Annotated in this window: 16 protein-coding genes; 10 read left to right on the top strand and 6 right to left on the bottom strand. The window is 59.7% G+C overall.

What is annotated here, in order from left to right; all coding sequences use genetic code 11:
* Nucleotides 1-5: 5 nt before the first annotated feature.
* Nucleotides 6-341 (bottom strand): universal stress protein UspB, encoded by a 336-nt coding sequence (gene uspB / locus R0140_RS01285; RefSeq protein ID WP_002921203.1) that lies wholly within the window; start codon nt 339-341, stop codon nt 6-8.
* A gap of 382 nt (nt 342-723) precedes the next feature.
* On the opposite strand from uspB, the gene uspA reads away from it, so the two are divergent.
* Both uspA and dtpB read left to right on the top strand, forming a co-directional pair.
* Nucleotides 724-1,161 carry a universal stress protein UspA gene (gene uspA, locus R0140_RS01280; RefSeq protein WP_004145166.1) on the top strand — a complete coding sequence of 146 codons (438 nt, stop codon included), beginning with the start codon at nt 724-726 and terminating at the stop codon, nt 1,159-1,161.
* 280 nt (nt 1,162-1,441) lie between these two features.
* Nucleotides 1,442-2,890, top strand: a complete 1,449-nt coding sequence (gene dtpB, locus R0140_RS01275; protein WP_194388802.1) for a dipeptide/tripeptide permease DtpB — start codon at nt 1,442-1,444, stop codon at nt 2,888-2,890.
* 145 nt (nt 2,891-3,035) lie between these two features.
* Here the strand turns inward: dtpB and rsmJ are convergent, their stop codons facing one another.
* The 3 genes from rsmJ to R0140_RS01260 all read right to left on the bottom strand — a co-directional run bounded on the left by rsmJ (nt 3,036) and on the right by R0140_RS01260 (nt 7,292).
* Nucleotides 3,036-3,788 (bottom strand): 16S rRNA (guanine(1516)-N(2))-methyltransferase RsmJ, encoded by a 753-nt coding sequence (gene rsmJ, locus R0140_RS01270; RefSeq protein WP_012540366.1) that lies wholly within the window; start codon nt 3,786-3,788, stop codon nt 3,036-3,038.
* A gap of 7 nt (nt 3,789-3,795) precedes the next feature.
* Nucleotides 3,796-5,838, bottom strand: a complete 2,043-nt coding sequence (gene prlC / locus R0140_RS01265; protein WP_117122378.1) for an oligopeptidase A — start codon at nt 5,836-5,838, stop codon at nt 3,796-3,798.
* A gap of 182 nt (nt 5,839-6,020) precedes the next feature.
* Nucleotides 6,021-7,292, bottom strand: coding sequence for an acid phosphatase (locus R0140_RS01260; RefSeq protein WP_032755961.1), 1,272 nt, complete (start codon nt 7,290-7,292; stop codon nt 6,021-6,023).
* 193 nt (nt 7,293-7,485) lie between these two features.
* Here R0140_RS01260 and R0140_RS01255 point away from each other — a divergent pair, with 193 nt between their 5' ends.
* The gene (locus R0140_RS01255) at nt 7,486-8,328 is read left to right on the top strand and encodes a 23S rRNA (adenine(2030)-N(6))-methyltransferase RlmJ (protein ID WP_032755963.1); all 843 of its coding nucleotides are present in this window, start codon (nt 7,486-7,488) and stop codon (nt 8,326-8,328) included.
* 72 nt (nt 8,329-8,400) lie between these two features.
* Nucleotides 8,401-9,753 (top strand): glutathione-disulfide reductase, encoded by a 1,353-nt coding sequence (gene gorA / locus R0140_RS01250; RefSeq protein ID WP_012967102.1) that lies wholly within the window; start codon nt 8,401-8,403, stop codon nt 9,751-9,753.
* A gap of 52 nt (nt 9,754-9,805) precedes the next feature.
* Here the strand turns inward: gorA and R0140_RS01245 are convergent, their stop codons facing one another.
* Nucleotides 9,806-10,429 (bottom strand): glutathione S-transferase family protein, encoded by a 624-nt coding sequence (locus tag R0140_RS01245; RefSeq protein ID WP_012540364.1) that lies wholly within the window; start codon nt 10,427-10,429, stop codon nt 9,806-9,808.
* A gap of 135 nt (nt 10,430-10,564) precedes the next feature.
* On the opposite strand from R0140_RS01245, the gene R0140_RS01240 reads away from it, so the two are divergent.
* The 3 genes from R0140_RS01240 to R0140_RS01230 all read left to right on the top strand — a co-directional run bounded on the left by R0140_RS01240 (nt 10,565) and on the right by R0140_RS01230 (nt 14,205).
* On the top strand, nt 10,565-11,713 hold the full coding sequence (locus tag R0140_RS01240; protein ID WP_023323366.1) for an iron-containing alcohol dehydrogenase: 1,149 nt from the start codon (nt 10,565-10,567) through the stop codon (nt 11,711-11,713).
* A 239-nt stretch (nt 11,714-11,952) separates the two neighbouring features.
* Nucleotides 11,953-13,605, top strand: coding sequence for an alpha,alpha-trehalase (locus tag R0140_RS01235; protein ID WP_008806929.1), 1,653 nt, complete (start codon nt 11,953-11,955; stop codon nt 13,603-13,605).
* Nucleotides 13,606-13,671: 66 nt separating this feature from the next.
* Nucleotides 13,672-14,205 carry a GNAT family N-acetyltransferase gene (locus R0140_RS01230; protein ID WP_032740307.1) on the top strand — a complete coding sequence of 178 codons (534 nt, stop codon included), beginning with the start codon at nt 13,672-13,674 and terminating at the stop codon, nt 14,203-14,205.
* Between the two features lie 34 nt (nt 14,206-14,239).
* Here R0140_RS01230 and R0140_RS01225 read toward each other — a convergent pair whose 3' ends face one another.
* On the bottom strand, nt 14,240-14,998 hold the full coding sequence (locus tag R0140_RS01225) for an SDR family NAD(P)-dependent oxidoreductase (RefSeq protein ID WP_032736512.1): 759 nt from the start codon (nt 14,996-14,998) through the stop codon (nt 14,240-14,242).
* Between the two features lie 119 nt (nt 14,999-15,117).
* Here R0140_RS01225 and R0140_RS01220 point away from each other — a divergent pair, with 119 nt between their 5' ends.
* From R0140_RS01220 to R0140_RS01210, 3 genes are all read left to right on the top strand, one after another.
* Nucleotides 15,118-16,017 (top strand): LysR family transcriptional regulator, encoded by a 900-nt coding sequence (locus tag R0140_RS01220; RefSeq protein ID WP_012967098.1) that lies wholly within the window; start codon nt 15,118-15,120, stop codon nt 16,015-16,017.
* 106 nt (nt 16,018-16,123) lie between these two features.
* Nucleotides 16,124-17,155, top strand: a complete 1,032-nt coding sequence (gene yhjD / locus R0140_RS01215) for an inner membrane protein YhjD (RefSeq protein ID WP_032740309.1) — start codon at nt 16,124-16,126, stop codon at nt 17,153-17,155.
* Nucleotides 17,156-17,426: 271 nt separating this feature from the next.
* On the top strand, nt 17,427-18,749 hold the full coding sequence (locus tag R0140_RS01210) for an MFS transporter (protein WP_012967096.1): 1,323 nt from the start codon (nt 17,427-17,429) through the stop codon (nt 18,747-18,749).
* Nucleotides 18,750-18,773: the final 24 nt, after the last annotated feature.

Here is an 18,773-nt window from a genome sequence, read left to right as displayed (position 1 = left end):
TGTCGTTAGTGCCAGATCATCAGCGCAATCAGGCTCACCACCACCAGACCGCACAGCGCGCTGGTCAGGATAAACTGACGACGGACACGTTCGCAGCGACGAATAAATTCATCATCGTGATGGTCACGGTAACGCTGGGCGTAGATATACCAGACCAGCCGCATCTGTTTGCTGGGCTGCCCATGCGAGGTAAAAAAGCCGCCGCCATCAACATACTGATAGAGCAAGGGATCGCAACCACGTAGCACCACCAATAATGCACGCAACGATGAGAAGTAGCGTGCCATATTCACCACACAAACGACACACAGGGCCCAAAACAGCGCAATAGTGCTGATCATACCTCCTCCCCGGCGACCCGCCCACGGAGAAATCCTCCGCGGCTACCGCTCCCCAAATAACCCACGACGATACCGTAAAGAGTGCGATTCCGATCACATTTATTTTTCCGACCGGCTCATTAAATAGTGTAGGAGATCCATTAATTTTTTTACCACAAGGTTATTCGTTATCAATACGTAAGACGGATAAATTTGTTTAACTTTTAGGTGAACCCAGTGCATTGACGGAGTGCGGGGGGCGCTATAAGGTAGGAAATATCTTCTACAATGAAGTCCTTAAAGGCTACCCTCCCGCGAATGTAGCACGCAGGACGCGGGCGAAACGGCAGCGCCAGCTGTCAGGTCCAATGGTCATCGACAAACTTATGGAAGGAGTAACACTATGGCTTACAAACATATTCTTATTGCAGTAGACCTGTCCCCGGAGAGTAAAGTACTGGTTGAAAAAGCCGTTTCTATGGCCCGCCCGTATAACGCAAAAGTGTCCCTGATCCACGTGGATGTGAATTACTCCGACCTCTACACCGGGCTGATTGACGTTAACCTCGGCGACATGCAAAAACGCATCTCCGAAGAGACCCATCACGCGCTGACCGAGCTCTCCACTAACGCGGGCTACCCGATCACCGAGACCCTGAGCGGCAGCGGCGACCTCGGCCAGGTGCTGGTCGATGCGATTAAAAAATATGATATGGATCTGGTGGTCTGCGGCCACCATCAGGACTTCTGGAGCAAGCTGATGTCCTCTGCCCGCCAGCTGATCAACACCGTCCATGTCGACATGCTGATCGTCCCGCTGCGCGACGAAGAAGACGAATAACCGTCCCGTTTTATCCGCGTAAGACGCCCGCCGATGCGGGCGTCTTTATTTTCGCTTTCCCCTCACCGCATGGCAGAGATTAAAGCCATAAAATCGCCATTCAATTAGTGTGATCAACCAGTTATTCGCCAAAACATCTATATAATAATCTATTCATTAAGCCAATAACCGCAGCATGGCGAGTTATCAGACATTTTCGGCGCGTTCTGGCATACGCGTTCATACTTTTTGGGAAAGTAAAACAAGGCGAAGGAATATGAATACAACTGCACCTACGGGCTTGCTGCAGCAACCACGTCCGTTCTTCATGATCTTCTTTGTGGAGCTCTGGGAACGTTTTGGCTATTACGGCGTTCAGGGGATCCTGGCGGTCTTCTTTGTCAAACAGCTGGGCTTCTCTCAGGAACAGGCCTTTATCACCTTCGGTGCCTTCGCGGCGCTGGTTTACGGGCTGATCTCCATCGGCGGCTACGTGGGCGACCATCTGCTGGGGACCAAACGCACGCTGGTGCTCGGCGCCATTGTGCTGGCTATCGGCTACTTTATGACCGGGATGTCGCTGCTGAAACCGCAGCTGATCTTTATCGCTCTCGGCACCATCGCCGTCGGCAACGGTTTGTTTAAAGCCAACCCGGCGAGCCTGTTGTCAAAATGCTATCCGCCTAAAGACGCCCGTCTCGACGGGGCGTTTACCCTGTTTTATATGTCGATAAACATCGGTTCACTGCTGTCGCTCTCGCTGGCGCCGGTGATCGCCGAAAAGTTTGGCTATGCCGTGACCTATAACCTGTGCGGCGCGGGGCTGATTATCGCGCTGCTGGTCTACTTCGCCTGCCGTGGGATGGTGAAAGATATTGGCTCCGAGCCGGATCATCGCCCCCTCAGCCTGCGCAATCTGGCGCTGGTGCTGGCCGGGACGGTGGTAATGATTTTTCTCTGCGCCTGGCTGATGCATAACGTGATGGTCGCCAACCTGGTGCTGATTGTCCTGTCGATCGTGGTCATTGCGTTCTTTTTCCGCGAAGCGTTTCGCCTCGATAAAACCGGACGCAACAAAATGTTCGTCGCCTTTATCCTGATGATCGAGGCGGTGTTGTTCTACATTCTGTATGCCCAGATGCCGACCTCGCTAAACTTCTTCGCCATCAACAACGTCCATCATGAGATCCTGGGCTTTACCATCAACCCGGTCAGCTTCCAGGCGCTCAATCCCTTCTGGGTGGTGGTCGCCAGCCCGGTGCTGGCGGCGATCTACACCCATCTCGGTCACAAAGGGAAAGACCTGACCATGCCGGTGAAGTTTACCCTCGGGATGTTGCTCTGCGCGCTGGGCTTCCTGACCGCCGCAGCCGCCGGGATGTGGTTTGCCGACGCCCAGGGATTAACCTCGCCGTGGTTTATTGTGCTGGTCTATCTGTTCCAGAGCCTGGGCGAACTGCTGATCAGCGCCCTGGGGCTGGCGATGGTTGCCGCACTGGTGCCGCAGCATCTGATGGGCTTTATTCTGGGGATGTGGTTTCTGACCCAGGCCGCCGCGTTCCTTCTGGGCGGCTATGTGGCGACCTTCACCGCAGTGCCGGAAAACATCACCGATCCGCTGCAGACCTTGCCGGTCTATACCAATGTGTTCAGTAAAATTGGCCTGGTGACGCTGGGCGTCACGGTGGTGATGGCGCTGATGGTGCCGTGGCTGAACCGGATGATTAATACCCCGGCCAGCGCCGAGTAACCGTTTAAGACGGCCGATCCGCGCTGGCGCCGTTTGTTCAGATATTGCGGTTCCCGGCTTACGCTACACTCAGCCGGGCGACAATTCGGTAGCCCGGATAAGGCGCGTTGCGCCGCTATCCGGGAGATACCACCACGGCGTAATATTACTCCGGCGTACCGGCGTAAATATCAAACCGATGCCCTTTGGTCACCACCGCGTTCGGCGTGGCGACCTCCGCCAGCGGCGGCGCGTAATCCGGGCGCTTCACCACCACCCGTTTGGTCGCCAGCTGGCGCGCCGGGGCCAGCAGGCCATCGGCGTCTAAATCGGGCCCCACCAGCGACTGAAAGACGCGCATCTCTTTCTTCACCAGCGCGCTTTTCTGCTTATGCGGGAACATCGGATCGAGGTACACCACCTGCGGACGCGGGGTGATATCGGTCAGCGCCGTCAGGCTGGAGGCGTGGATCAGCTGCAGCCGCTCCTGCAGCCAGCCGCCAATTTCCGCATCGGCATAGCCGCGCGCCAGGCCATCGTCGAGCAGCGCGGCGACCACCGGATTACGCTCCAGCATTCGCACGCGGCAACCGACCGACGCCAGCACGAAGGCATCGCGTCCCAGCCCGGCGGTGGCGTCGACGACATCCGGCAGGTAATCACCTTTAATACCCACCGCTTTGGCGACCGCTTCACCGCGGCCGCCGCCAAACTTGCGCCGGTGGGCCATCGCCCCGCCGACAAAGTCGACGAAGATGCCGCCAAGTTTGGGCTCATCGCGCTTACGCAGCTCCAGATGCTCCGTCGTCAGCACCAGCGCCATCAGGTTATCTTCATCCTGCTCCAGCCCCCAGCGGGCGGCTAAAACAGATAAGGCGCCGTCTCCGGCGCCTGTTTCATCAATTAAGCAGATCTTCACCGCAGACTTAACCCTTGATCCCGTAGTGCTCCAGCATCGCGTCCAGCTGCGGCTCACGGCCGCGGAAGCGTTTGAACAGCACCATCGGCTCTTCGGAACCGCCGCGGCTCAGGATATTGTCGAGGAACGACTGACCGGTTTCGCGGTTGAAAATCCCCTCTTCTTCGAAGCGTGAGAAGGCGTCTGCCGCCAGCACGTCGGCCCACAGGTAGCTGTAGTAACCTGCCGCATAGCCGCCGGCGAAGATGTGGCTGAACGCATGCGGGAAACGGCCCCAGGTCGGGCCCGGCACCACAGCGACCTGCTTTTTAATCTCGGCCAGGGTCTCAAGAATTTTCGCCCCCTGCTCCGGCTTGTATTCCGCATGCAGGCGGAAATCGAACAGGCCGAACTCCAGCTGGCGCAGAATAAACATCGCCGCCTGGTAGTTTTTCGCCGCCAGCATTTTCTCCAGCAGCGCCTGCGGCAGCGGTTCACCGGTTTCATAATGACCGGAGATAAAGGCCAGCGCTTCCGGCTCCCAGCACCAGTTTTCCATAAACTGGCTCGGCAGTTCGACTGCATCCCACGGCACCCCGCTGATGCCGGAAACGCCGGCGGTATCAATGCGGGTCAGCATGTGGTGCAGACCGTGGCCGAACTCGTGGAACAAGGTAATCACTTCGTCGTGGGTGAACAGCGCCGGTTTGCCGTTGACCGGGCGGTTGAAGTTACAGGTCAGGTAGGCGACCGGCTTCTGCAGGGAACCATCCAGTTTACGCATCTGACCGACGCAATCGTCCATCCACGCCCCGCCGCGTTTATGTTCGCGGGCATACAGGTCAAGATAGAAGCTGCCGCGCAGCTCGTTATTTTCGTCATACAGCTCGAAGAAACGCACTTCCGGATGCCACACATCGACATCGGTACGCTCTTTAGCGGTAATGCCGTAAATGCGCTTAACCACTTCGAACAGGCCGTTAACGGCTTTGTTTTCCGGGAAATAGGGGCGGAGCTGCTCATCGCTGATGCTGTAGAGGTGCTGCTTCTGTTTTTCGCTGTAGTAGGCAATGTCCCACGGCTGCAGTTCATCAACGCCAAACTCGGCTTTGGCGAAGGCACGCAGCTGGGCCAGCTCTTTTTCGCCCTGCGGACGGGCGCGTTTTGCCAGGTCGGTGAGGAAGTCGAGCACCTGCTGTGGATCCTCCGCCATTTTGGTGGCGAGGGATTTAAAGGCATAGCTGTCAAAGCCCAGCAGCTGCGCCAGCTCATGGCGCAGAGCGAGGATCTCCGCCATCACCGGGCTGTTATCCCATTTACCGGCGTTCGGCCCCTGATCGGAGGCACGCGTGGAGTAGGCGCGGTACATCTCTTCGCGCAGCGCCTGGTTGTCGCAGTAGGTCATCACCGGCAGGTAGCTCGGGATATCCAGGGTCAGCAGATACCCTTCCTGCTCTTTCGCCTGGGCCTGAGCCTGAGCGGCGGCCAGCGCGCTTTCCGGCATACCGGCCAGATCGGCGACGTCGGTCACCAGCTTGTTCCAGCCCATGGTGGCGTCGAGGACGTTGTTGCTGTACTGGTTGCCCAGCTCAGAGAGGCGCGCGGCGATTTCACCGTAGCGTTTCTGCGCCTCCGGCGGCAGGCCAATACCGGATAATTCAAAATCGCGCAGCGCATTATCAACCGCTTTTTTCTGCGCAGTATTCAGCGTGGCGTAGTTATCGCCATCGCGCAGGTCGCGGTAGGCTTTATACAGCCCTTCATGCTGGCCAACCCAGGTACTGTACTCGGAGAGCAGCGGCAGGGTCTGTTCGTAAGCTTCGCGCAGTTCCGGGCTGTTTTTTACCGAATTCAGATGGCTGACTGGCGAGAAGATGCGTCCCAGCACATCGTCCACTTCCGCCAGCGGCTGGCAAAGATTTTCCCAGCTATACGGCGCGCCGTGCGCCACCGCGCTTTCCACCGCGGCCCGGCAATCATCCAGCGCTTTGGTGACCGCAGGGACCACGTGTTCCGGTTTGATCGCAGAAAAAGGCGGCAGGGAAAAAGGCGTCAGTAATGGATTGGTCATATGCGCTGTCCTGTTGAAAAGGGTGAATGAAGCGCACGTCCGGCGCTTATGCATGAGATCTAGAATGGGGGATAGTTGGGGGAATTTCAATGACGGGCGGTGCGTCATCCTGGGTATTGCTGCGATAAGTCCGCCCGTTGCGGGAAAAGGCCGACACGCGGTGCAGCGTGCCGGAAACCGCATTAATGCCTTTTTTGCGCCATCTCCCAGGCCGCCGACAGATTCAGCCGCTGCCAGAACTGCTGTTCGGGGGTGGCGCCGGAAAGGGGGTAACCCGCCGGCAGCGCGGTGTTGACCATCAACGCCCGACGCTGGGCCGCTGACAGTTGCGGCAGAGCAGCCTCCAGCAGTACTTCCGCCCCCTCAGGCACCTGCAGACGCGGCTGCGGCCCCTTCTGCTGCGGCAGATCGTAGGTCATGGTGAAACGAGAGAAATCACGCATCGCCGGATCGCGCCAGGGATCGTCTTTCACGCTGCTCTTCGCGCACTCAGCAAGCGATGTGCCGCAGGCTTTCGCCAGCGCGGCGCGCAGCTGATCGCGAGCTTCGTTAAATAATACCCGGTAGTGCGGATCGTTAAGATAATGGGCCACGTTGCGCTCGGCCACCATCCGCGAGCCGATCACGTCCAGCGGATAGTGGACGCCCAGCACGATGCGCGAGTAGCCATAGCGGGCGCCGCGGGTTACCAGCGCGTCGTAGCGCTCCGGGATCATCGCCGCCAGCAGCAGCGCATCGGTATAGCCGGTGTTGGTGTGGCCGCTGGGGAACGAGCCGCCGTCGGCGGTATAGGGCTGGTTATCCTTCACCACCACATCGTCAGGCACCAGGTGAATGGTGTTGCCCTGAACCAGAAACGGCCGCGGATTGTTGAAGTGCTTTTTCGCCTCGCCGGTGCTGACCTCCGAGGCTTTGATCAATGCTGCCGCTTTCCCCAGCGCGCCCTGGTCATAGGCGGTCAGAAACGCTTTGCCCAGCCGCGGCCCCAGCGCATCGCTGAGGAAGTAGAGGTAGCTAATCCCTTCCGCATCTACCAGCGCCTGACGGCGTGTCGTCTGCGCGGCATCGCGATTGATGCTAGTCACCGTCGCCAGATTCTGCTTCACGACGGTCTCCGGCAGGGTGCTGAACGCCGACAACAGCGCAATACCCGCCTGCTGGTTGGCCCGGGTCTGGAAGTCATAGCCGCTGGCCTTCAGCCAGGCGGTATCGGCCTGAGTTTTGTTTTGTTTCGTGTGCGCCAGCCGATCGCGGGTCAGCGTGGCGGCATCCCCCTGCAGAGCGTGACGTAGCTGCGTCAGCCCCTGTTGCTCAAGATCGTCATACGCCTGGCTGGAGGCAGCCGGCGTCACGCTATTGGCGAGGGCCGCCGCCCTGTCCAGCGGGATGTCTTTGGCCAGAACCGGTTGCGCCAGCAGCAGCGCGACGGCCAGCAGTGAGAGTTGCCTTTTCATTATTTTTCCTTTTATTCAGATAATTACCTTGCCTGCACCCGACGCTAGCGCGGCCGTTTGACGTTTTTATGACAGCGTTATGTTTTGCAACGCTTTTGGCAGAAATGAAACAGCGCGGCGGCGCAGCGGTAATCTCGGCCGATCTGCGGTAAACTATCGGTTAACTTGTTTACTTCCCGGAATCTCTGTATCCATGCTCAGTTATCGCCACAGCTTTCACGCAGGCAACCACGCCGACGTCCTCAAACACACCGTTCAGAGCCTGATCATCGAAGCGCTGAAAGAGAAAGAAAAACCGTTTCTCTACCTGGACACCCACGCTGGCGCGGGCCGCTATCAGCTGAGCGGCGAGCACGCCGAGCGTACCGGCGAGTATCTCGAAGGCATCGCCCGCATCTGGCAGCAGGACGACCTGCCGGCAGAGCTGGAGCCGTATATTTCCGTGGTCGAACACTTCAACCGTAATGGCCAGCTGCGCTACTATCCGGGCTCTCCGCTGATCGCCCGCCAGCTGCTGCGCGAGCAGGACAGCCTGCAGATGACCGAGCTGCACCCGAGCGACTTCCCGCTGCTGCGCGCCGAGTTCCAGAAAGACAGCCGCGCGCGCGTCGATAAAGCCGATGGCTACCAGCAGCTGAAAGCCAAGCTGCCGCCGGTATCGCGCCGCGGTTTGATTCTGATCGACCCGCCGTACGAAATTAAAACCGACTATCAGGCGGTGGTGACCGGGATCCACGAAGGCTACAAACGCTTCGCCACCGGCACCTACGCCCTGTGGTATCCGGTCGTGCTGCGCGCACAGATCAAACGCATGATCAAAGAGTTAGAAGTCACCGGCATTCGCAAAATTCTGCAAATCGAGCTGGCGGTGCGTCCGGACAGCGACCAGCGCGGCATGACCGCCTCCGGGATGATCGTCATCAACCCGCCGTGGAAGCTGGAGCAGCAGATGAACAATGTGCTGCCGTGGCTGCACAGCAAGCTGGTTCCGGCCGGCACCGGCCACGCCACCGTCAGTTGGATCGTACCGGAGTAATCGCAACCATCGGTGGAACCTTTTAAGCCTCGCGCTACAATCGCGGCAATCAACGATTAAGGACATATGGGCATGAGCAAACATTATGATTACCTCGCCATCGGCGGCGGTAGCGGCGGTATCGCCTCGATTAACCGCGCGGCCATGTACGGCCAGAAGTGCGCGCTGATTGAAGCCAAAGAACTGGGCGGCACCTGCGTCAACGTCGGCTGCGTGCCGAAAAAAGTAATGTGGCATGCGGCGCAGATCCGCGAAGCGATTCATCTTTACGGCCCGGACTACGGTTTCGATACCACCATCAACCATTTCGACTGGGAGAAGCTGGTCGCCAGCCGTAGCGCCTACATCGACCGCATCCATACCTCCTACGACAACGTACTGGGTAAGAACAACGTCGACGTGATCAAAGGCTTCGCGCGCTTTGTCGATGCCCATACCGTGGAAGTGAACGGCGAGACGATCACCGCTGACCATATCCTGATCGCCACCGGCGGCCGGCCGAGCCACCCGAATATTCCGGGTGTGGAATACGGTATTGATTCCGACGGTTTCTTTGAACTGCCGGCGCTGCCGAAGCGCGTGGCGGTGGTCGGCGCGGGCTATATCGCCGTTGAGCTGGCGGGGGTGATTAACGGCCTCGGCGCCGAAACCCACCTGTTCGTGCGTAAACACGCGCCGCTGCGCAGCTTCGATCCGCTGATCGTGGAGACCCTGGTGGAAGTGATGAACGCCGAAGGCCCGCAGCTCCACACCAACGCGATCCCGAAAGCGGTAGTCAAGAATGCCGACGGCAGCCTGACGCTGGAGCTGGAAGATGGCCGCAGCCAGACCGTAGATTGCCTGATTTGGGCGATTGGCCGCGAACCGGCGACCGATAACTTCAACCTGGCGGCTACTGGCGTCAAAACCAACGAAAAAGGCTACATCGTCGTTGATAAGTTCCAGAACACCAACGTGCCGGGCATCTACGCGGTGGGCGATAACACTGGCGCCGTCGAGCTGACCCCGGTGGCCGTGGCCGCAGGCCGTCGCCTCTCCGAACGCCTGTTTAACAACAAGCCGGAAGAGCATCTGGACTACAGCAACATCCCGACCGTGGTCTTCAGCCACCCGCCTATCGGCACCGTCGGCTTAACCGAGCCGCAGGCGCGCGAGCAGTACGGCGACGACGCCGTGAAGGTCTACAAATCCTCCTTCACCGCGATGTACACCGCCGTCACCTCGCACCGCCAGCCGTGCCGCATGAAGCTGGTGTGCGTCGGCCCGGAAGAGAAGATTGTCGGGATCCACGGCATCGGCTTTGGGATGGATGAGATGCTGCAAGGCTTTGCGGTGGCCCTGAAGATGGGCGCCACCAAAAAAGACTTCGACAACACGGTTGCCATTCACCCGACGGCGGCAGAAGAGTTCGTCACCATGCGCTAAGACGCGATCGCCGGATGATAAAAAGAAGCCCCAGGGGCTTCTTTTTTTATGTTCAGGCCACGCCGTTATTGCCGTGGCGCATAAACGCCGGGCGCTGGTTGAGCGCCATATACCAGCGTTCCACGGCCGGCATCTCCGGATGGGCAAAAGGGGTCATCTTCCAGCGATGCACCGACAGCCCCAGCACGATATCGGCGAGAGTGAAGCGCTCGCCGGCTATCCACGCCCCGGTACGCTGCAGTTGCGCTTCGACAATGCGCACGCAGTGGGTCCAGGTGGCAATACTCTCTTTAATCGCCGCCGGATCCTGAAAGCGCGGATCTTTACGCACCAGCCCCATAAAGGCATGGCGCCAGGCAGTGTTAAACTCGGTCGCCTGCCAGTCCATCCAGTGCTCCACCTCGGCGGCGGGCTGTGGCTCGGCGGGCAGCAGATCCCAGCGCTCCGCTTTCCGCGCCAGATAGCGGCAGATACTGTTCGACTCCCAGAGCACGAAGTCACCGTCCAGCAGCACCGGCACCAGGCTGTTAGGATTCAGGCGCTGAAACTCAGGCGTATCCAGAGGCTTAAATCCGCTGCCGTAATCCTCCTGCTGGTACGCCAGCCCGGCTTCCTCGCAGGTCCACAACACTTTCCGTACATTGATTGAAGAGCGTTTGCCCAGAATTGTTAGCATTGTCAGCGATTCCTCAGCCATAAAAGAGAGATCTTTCACTCTACTCTATTGTCAGCCTTGCCAGCCAGCAACAAGGCAGAGTAGTGGATAATGTGTATAGTTGATTCCAGCCTGTTTGCCGAAAAGGAACCCGACATGTTGACCCCTTTTACCGTTTTGATGCCCGCAAATATTCGTTTTGGCCGTGGTCAGGCCCTGAGCGCTGCCCCCTGGCTGGCGCAGCAGGGCGGCCCCATTCTGCTGGTGCATGGCGCCAGCCCGCAGCGGGCGGCGTTTCTGCGCCATCAGCTGGAGGCGCTGCAGCTGGAGGTCACGATGCTGGCGATAAGCCGCGAACCCTGGCTTATCGATATCGAGCAGGGCGTCCAGCTGGCGCGCGAGAAAGGCGTCCGGGCAGTGGTCAGCCTCGGCGGCGGCGCGGTGATTGACGCCGGTAAGGCGATTGCGGCGCTGGTGCCCGCCGCCGGCCCGCTGGTCGACTATCTGGAGGTGGTGGGAACGGGTCGTCAGCTGGAAGCCAGTCCGCTGCCGTTCGTGGCGATCCCGACCACCGCCGGGACGGGCGCGGAGGTCACCAAAAATGCGGTGATCAACGTCCCGGAACAACAGCGGAAAGTGAGCCTGCGCGACGACCGAATGCTGCCTGACCTGGCGATTGTCGACCCGGCGCTGACCGACAACGCGCCGCGGAGCATCACCCTGAGCTCCGGCCTCGATGCCCTGACCCAGGTGATCGAGCCCTGGCTCTGCAGCCGGGCCACTCCCTTCACCGATGCCCTCTGCCAGCAGGCGATCCCGCGGGGCATCCGCGCGCTGAAAATCCTGATGGAACAAGAGTGTCCGGCCAGCCGCGACGAGATGGCCTGGGTCAGCCTGTGCGGTGGACTGGCGCTGGCGAACGCCGGGCTGGGAGTGATCCACGGCCTTGCCGGCCCGCTGGGCGGCCTGAGCCGCGCCTCGCACGGTGCTTTATGCGGCAGCCTGCTGCCGTTTGGCCTGGCGCTCAATGAGTCGCAGATAAGCGACCCTGCCCTGCGCCAGCGCTTCAACGACGTTCGCCGCTGGCTGGCCGACGGGCTGGACGTCCCTGTGGATCGGGTCTGGGACAGTCTGCGGGAATGGAGCCATCGCGCTGGCCTTGGCACCCTGCGCGACCTCGGCGTAGCGCGCGATGCCCTGGAACCGGCGGCGCTGGCCGCCAGCACCTCCTCATCAATGAAGGCCAATCCGGTCAGCCTGAGCGGCGAACAGCTGCTGGAGATGCTGGAGGCGGCGTGGGAGTGAGCGCGCCGGGATAAAATTTTGTTGCATAATGAATGCTCCGAATTTCATCTGTGCCAGGATGTACAATTTTTAATTACTTATCAATAGTATACTTTAAAATGACAGCTTTTCTTCTCGGCGGAAAAGCGTGATCTCACGCACAGTTTGCTTCACACTCACCGAAGCGACTGTCTACGCTTAATAGACAAGGCCGGGTATGCCCGGCCCCGAACTCACGCTATCCGGAGGTCCGTATCGCTATGTTCAGCCAGAAATTACGCCACGTTGAAGACGACGAGTTAAGGATCGACATCGATCCCTGCTACGAAGCCGATCCGTACGAATTAAAGCTGGATGAGATGATAGACGCTGAACCGGAGCCTGAGGTGATCGAGGGGCTTCCGGCGTCCGATGCCCTTACCCCGGCGGATCGCTATCTTGAGCTGTTTACCAACGTGCAGAAATCACGCATCTTTGCCGACAGCAAAACTTTCCCCGACTGCGCGCCGAAACACGATCCGCTGGACATCCTGCGCAACTACCGGAAGGTCAAACGTCAGCCCGACTTCGACCTGCGACAGTTCGTTGAAGACAACTTCTGGCTGCCGGAGAACCAGACCGACGTCTACACCTCGGACCCCAGCCTGACGCTGAAAGAGCACATCGATAAGCTGTGGCCGGTGCTGACCCGCGAGCCTCAGGATCATATCCCCTGGTCGTCGCTACTGGCGCTGCCGCAGGCCTATATTGTGCCTGGCGGTCGCTTTAGCGAAACCTATTACTGGGACTCTTATTTCACCATGCTGGGGCTGGCGGAGAGCGGCCGGGAAGATCTGCTGAAATGCATGGCCGATAACTTTGCCTGGCTGATTGAAACCTACGGTCACATTCCGAACGGCAACCGCACCTACTACCTCAGCCGATCGCAGCCGCCGGTGTTTGCCCTGATGGTCGAACTCTTTGAAGAGGACGGGGTGCGCGGCGCGAAGCGCTATCTGGACCATCTGAAGATGGAGCACGCCTTCTGGATGGACGGCGCCGAGTCGTTGATCCCGCACCAGGCGTATCGCCACGTGGTGCGTATGCCGGATGGCTCCCTGCTCAATCGCTACTGGGACGACCGGGACACGCCGCGGGATGAGTCCTGGCGCGAGGACGTGGAGACCGCCCGACACTCCGGGCGGCCCGCCAATGAAGTGTACCGCGACCTGCGGGCGGGCGCCGCGTCCGGCTGGGACTACTCCAGCCGCTGGCTGCGGGATATCACGCGGCTGGCCAGCATCCGCACGACGCAGTTTATCCCTATCGACCTGAACGCCTTCCTGTTCAAGCTGGAGACGACCATCGCCAATCTCTCCGGCCTGAAGGGCGATCGCGAGACAGAGGCGGCCTTCCGCCAGAAGGCTCAGGATCGGCGGGCGGCGGTCAACCGCTATCTGTGGGATGATGAGAACGGCTGTTTCCGCGATTATGACTGGCGCCGTGAACAGCTGGCGCTGTTTTCCGCGGCCAGCATCGTCACCCTTTACGTCGGCCTGGCGACTCACGAGCAGGCAGAACGCCTTGCCGATGCGGTGCGGGCCCGCCTGCTCACCCCCGGGGGGATCATGGCCACCGAATATGAAAGCGGTGAGCAGTGGGATAAACCTAACGGCTGGGCGCCGCTGCAGTGGATGGCGATCCAGGGATTTAAACGTTACGGCCAGGATCCGCTGGGGGATGAGATTGCCTGGAGCTGGCTGCAGACGGTCAATCACTTTTACAAGCAGCATCACAAGCTGATTGAGAAATACCATATTGCCACTGGTGTCCCCCATGAGGGTGGCGGCGGGGAGTATCCCCTGCAGGATGGCTTTGGCTGGACCAACGGCGTGGTGCGCCGACTGATTGGCCTGTACGGTGAGCCAACCTAGTCGGGCTGTTCCCGGCGGCTTTCTCCTGCTATGTTCAGAGGATTCGCCCTGCCTGGAATGACGCTTATGCCTGAACTCCTGACGCCGCGCCTGCGCTGCTCACCGCTGCAGCTGGACGACTGGTCGTTTTTTCTTTCCCTGCAGCAGGATCCACAGGTCATGCTCTACGTCGCCGACCCCCGGCCGCAGGCGGCCATCCGCGAGGCGTTCGATTCGCGGCTGCCGTCGTGGACGCCCGGGGATGAACACTGGCTGTGCCTGGTGGTGCGCGACAGGCTCACCCATACCCCGCTCGGCCTGACCGGTTACCAGCATCATCGGCGCGAGATTGCCGAGGTCGGCTTTCTCTTCGCTCCGGCGGCGCAGGGCCGGGGCTACGGCTACGAATCGCTGCGCGCGCTGTGCGACTACGCCTTTACCACTGGCGGCGTCCGCCGCCTGACCGCCAGCGTCACCGCCGGCAACGAGGCGTCTAAGCAGTTGTTGCTCAAAGCCGGCTTCCGGCTGGAGGGGGAGCTGCGGGAGAACTACTGGCTGAACGGGCGCTGGCACAATGACTGGCTGTTCGGTCGGCTGCGTGGGGAGGGCGATGCGCCGTAGCGCACCGCCGGTCACAGGCTGGTGGCAGTCAGGATCAGAGGAACATCCCGCCCGAGACTTCCACGCGCTGCGCGTTCATCCACGCCAGCTCATCGCTGAGCAGGGCGGCGATGGCGTCGCCGATATCATCCGGCAGCCCGACGCGCCCCAGCGCGGTCTGGGCGGCGATATGCCGATTCACCTCGGCGTTATCGCGCACCACGCCGCCGCCAAAGTCGGTCTCGATGGCTCCCGGCGCAATGATATTCACCGAAATACCGCGCCCGCCCAGCTCTTTCGCCTGATAGCGGGTCAGTACCTCCATCGCCCCCTTCATCGCGGCGTAGGCCGCATAGCCCGGCAGGGCAAAGCGCGCCAGGCCGCTGGAAACGTTGAGGATCCGTCCCCCGTCCTGCAGGAGGGGCAGCAGCCGCTGGGTCAGGAAAAATGGCCCTTTGAACTGGATGTTCATCAGCTCGTCAAACTGCGCTTCGCTGGTCTCGGCGAAGGGGACGTTAAGGCCGATCCCGGCGTTGTTCAGTAAATAATCAAAGGTGGTTCGCCCCCACTTCTGCGCCAGCACCTGCGCCACCTCGCTGGCGAAAGCGTCGAATGTTGAAGAATCGCCGACGTTCAGCGCCAATGCCGCCGCCTTGACCCCTTTTTGCTCAATCTCCGCCACCACATCGAGAGCCGCCTGGCGGTTGCTGTGGTAAGTCAGAAGAATGTCGGTTCCCTTCGCCGCCAGCTTCAACGCGGCGTTTTTACCCAGACCGCGGCTGCCGCCGGTCACTAAAGCGATACGTTGTGTCATCAGAAGACCCCTTTCAGGTTGCGTTGTGATTGTGTTCTAGCTTATTAACTGCCAGTGAAACAATAAATACGCTACATTACGTTTTACTGTTTCATTCATAACAACAATAGGCGATCGGCATGGATAAAATTCATGCAATGCAGTTATTCATTCGCGTAGCGGATCTGGAGAGTTTTTCCCGCGCCGCCGAGACCCTGGCGCTGCCGAAAGGCAGCGTCTCGCGGCAGATTCAGGCCCTGGAAAGCCATCTTGGCGTGCGGCTCCTGCACCGCACTACCCGCCGGGTTCAGCTCACCCAGGATGGGATGGTCTACTACGAGCGGGCGAAGGATCTGCTGAGCAACCTCGATGAACTGGACGGCATGTTCCAGCACGATCCGGCGAGCATCAGCGGCCGGCTGCGGGTGGATATGCCGGTCGGTTTTGCTAAAAAACTGGTGATCCCTCATCTGCCGACTTTTTTACAGCAGTATCCGGGCATCGAACTGGAGCTGAGCAGCAGCGATCGGCTGGTGGACGTGATCCGCGAGGGGTTTGACTGCGTGGTACGCGTCGGCGCGCTCAAAGACTCAGGGCTTATCGCCCGCCCACTGGGCAAGCTGACGCAAATTAACTGCGCCAGCCCGGACTACCTTGCGCGATTTGGCTATCCGCAATCCCTTGAGGATCTGGCGGATCATGCCCTGATCCACTACGCCAGCACCCTCGGGGTCCGTCCCCCCGGCTTTGAGGTGGTGATCGACGGCGCGGTGCGCTGGGTAAAAACCGGCGGCATATTGACAGTCAACAGTACGGAAACCTATCAGGCAGCCTGTATCGCCGGGCTGGGGATCATTCAGGTGCCGCGTACCGGCGTGCGCGAGGCGTTACGCGCCGGCGACCTGACGGAGATCCTGCCCCAGTACCGCGCCGAGCCGCTGCCGGTCTCGCTTATCTACCCCCATCGGCGCAATCTCTCCCGTCGCGTACATCTGTTTATGGAGTGGCTGGGCGGGCTGATGAAAGCGTATGTCGATTGATCCACACGAGTGGAGAACGGGGGGCAGGCAGAGGCGTTCCTGCAGGATACGCCATTTAAGGTATACTTTTTGCTGAATCTCGCGGTAAAAAAGGAAGAAATCACGTATGACGCCGGAAAACGACGATCGACGCCCACCACAGGAACCGGACACGCAGCCGGAGAAAAACAAAAGCCCCCTCGACGCTCTCAATGACACGGCCGTCGGGCAAAAAGCCAGCCAGGCGCTGAAGACCGTCACCGGAACGGCGGCCAAAGTGCAGCGCAACCCGGTGATCGCCCACTTACTGCGCGCCGCAGAACGTTTCAATGACCGGCTGGGCAATCAGTTCGGCGCGGCCATCACCTACTTCTCGTTCCTGTCGATGATCCCAATCCTGATGGTCTCCTTTGCCGCCGCCGGTTTCGTGCTGGCCTGGCACCCGACCCTGCTGCAGGACATTTTCGACAAGATTCTGCAAAACGTCAGCGACCCGACGCTGGCGGCGACGTTGAAAAACACCATCAACACCGCGGTGCAGCAGCGCACCGCCGTCGGTCTGGTCGGCCTGCTGGTCGCCCTCTATTCCGGTATTAACTGGATGGGCAATTTGCGCGAAGCGATCCGCGCCCAGTCGCGCGACGTCTGGGAGCGCCGGCCGCAGGACGAAGAGAAAATCTGGATAAAATACTTCCGCGATCTTATCTCGCTGATCGGTCTGCTGGTGGCGCTGATTATTACGCTGTCCATCACTTCTGTCGCGGGTTCCGCCCAGCAGTTGATTATCTCCACGCTGTATCTCGACAACATTGAATGGCTGAAGCCCGCCTGGCGGCTGATCGGCCTCGCCATCTCGATTTTTGCCAACTATCTGCTCTTTTTCTGGATCTTCTGGCGGCTGCCGCGCCATCGTCCGCGGCGCAAAGCCCTGTTTCGCGGCACGCTTATCGCGGCGATTGGCTTTGAAATCATCAAAATCGTCATGACCTGGACGCTGCCGGCGCTGGTGAAATCCCCCTCCGGGGCGGCGTTCGGTTCGGTGCTGGGGCTGATGGCTTTTTTCTATTTCTTTGCCCGCCTGACGCTATTCTGCGCCGCATGGATCGCCACCGCGGAGTATAAAGACGACCGGCGGATGCCTGGCAAAACCCACCGTTAACGCATTGCGAGGATGAATTGAAGAGGCAAAATTCATCCTCGCGCTTTATTTCAGTAGATAAATCCACCCATTAACTTTTATTTAACCAAAAACTGGTTTTATCCTCTATCTTTTTAATTGTGTGAAGCATTTCATAGAACCATTTTTACTGGTGTAAAAATTATCCGCTTTTTGCCTGTTTTTTGCCCACTTTCCACGTTTGTTACAGATTGAAATGTCCCTGTGGCTGTGGCTATATGGCTTTTCGTTCGCGCAAAAATAAGAAAGATCTATGCAAGCCACAGCCACCACACTCGAAAACTCGCAGGAAACCGCCCCGGTCAATTCACGCAACAAAGTCGTTGTCGCCTCGCTCATTGGCACCGCCATTGAGTTTTTCGACTTCTACATCTATGCCACTGCCGCGGTCATCGTCTTCCCGCATATCTTTTTCCCGCAGGGCGATGCCGCCGCGGCCACCCTGCAGTCGCTGGCCACCTTCGCCATCGCCTTCGTCGCCCGGCCGATCGGCTCCGCGCTGTTTGGTCACTTTGGCGATCGCGTCGGCCGCAAGGTCACTCTCGTGGCCTCGCTGTTAACCATGGGGATCTCCACCGTGGTGATCGGCCTGCTGCCCGGCTATGAAAGCATTGGCATTGTCGCGCCGATGCTGCTGGCGCTGGCGCGCTTCGGTCAGGGGCTTGGCCTCGGAGGGGAATGGGGCGGCGCAGCGCTGCTGGCAACGGAAAACGCCCCGGCGCGCAAGCGCGCCCTGTACGGCTCCTTCCCGCAGCTGGGCGCGCCGATCGGCTTCTTCTTCGCCAACGGCACCTTCCTGCTGCTCTCCTGGCTGTTAACCGATCAGCAGTTTATGGAGTGGGGCTGGCGCGTGCCGTTTATCTTCTCCGCGGTGCTGGTGATCATCGGTCTGTACGTTCGCGTCTCGCTGCACGAAACGCCGGTCTTCGCCAAAGTGGCAGCGGCGAAAAAACAGGTCAAAATCCCGCTGGGTACCCTGTTGACCAAACACGTCCGCGTGACGGTGCTGGGCACCTTCATCATGCTGGCAACCTATACCCTGTTCTACATCATGACCGTCTACTCGATGACCTTCAGCACCGGCGCCGCGCCGAATGGCCTGGGCCTGCCGCGTAACGAAGTGCTGTGGATGCTGATGATGGCGGTGATTGGCTTCGGCGTGATGGTGCCTGTCGCCGGCCTGCTGGCGGACGCCTTTGGCCGTCGCAAGAGCATGATTGTCATCACCACGATGATTATTTTGTTCGCCCTGTTTGCTTTTAAACCGCTGCTGGGTTCCGGTAACCCGCTGCTGGTCTTCGCCTTCCTGCTGCTGGGCTTAAGCCTGATGGGACTGACTTTTGGCCCGATGGGCGCGCTGCTCCCGGAGCTGTTCCCCACGGAAGTGCGCTACACCGGCGCGTCGTTCTCCTATAACGTGTCGTCGATTCTCGGCGCCTCGGTCGCGCCGTACATTGCCGCCTGGCTGCAGGGCAACTACGGCCTGGCGGCGGTCGGCACCTATCTGGCGGCGATGGCGGCGCTGACGCTGATCGCCCTGCTGCTGACCCACGAGACCCGCCACCAGTCGTTGTGATCCTTCGCCCTGACGCCGCTGGCG

Origin of the sequence: Klebsiella sp. w6, assembly GCF_033100215.1 — a bacterium.
GTDB lineage: Bacteria > Pseudomonadota > Gammaproteobacteria > Enterobacterales > Enterobacteriaceae > Klebsiella > Klebsiella variicola.
This window is presented reverse-complemented; position numbering and strand designations above follow the sequence as displayed.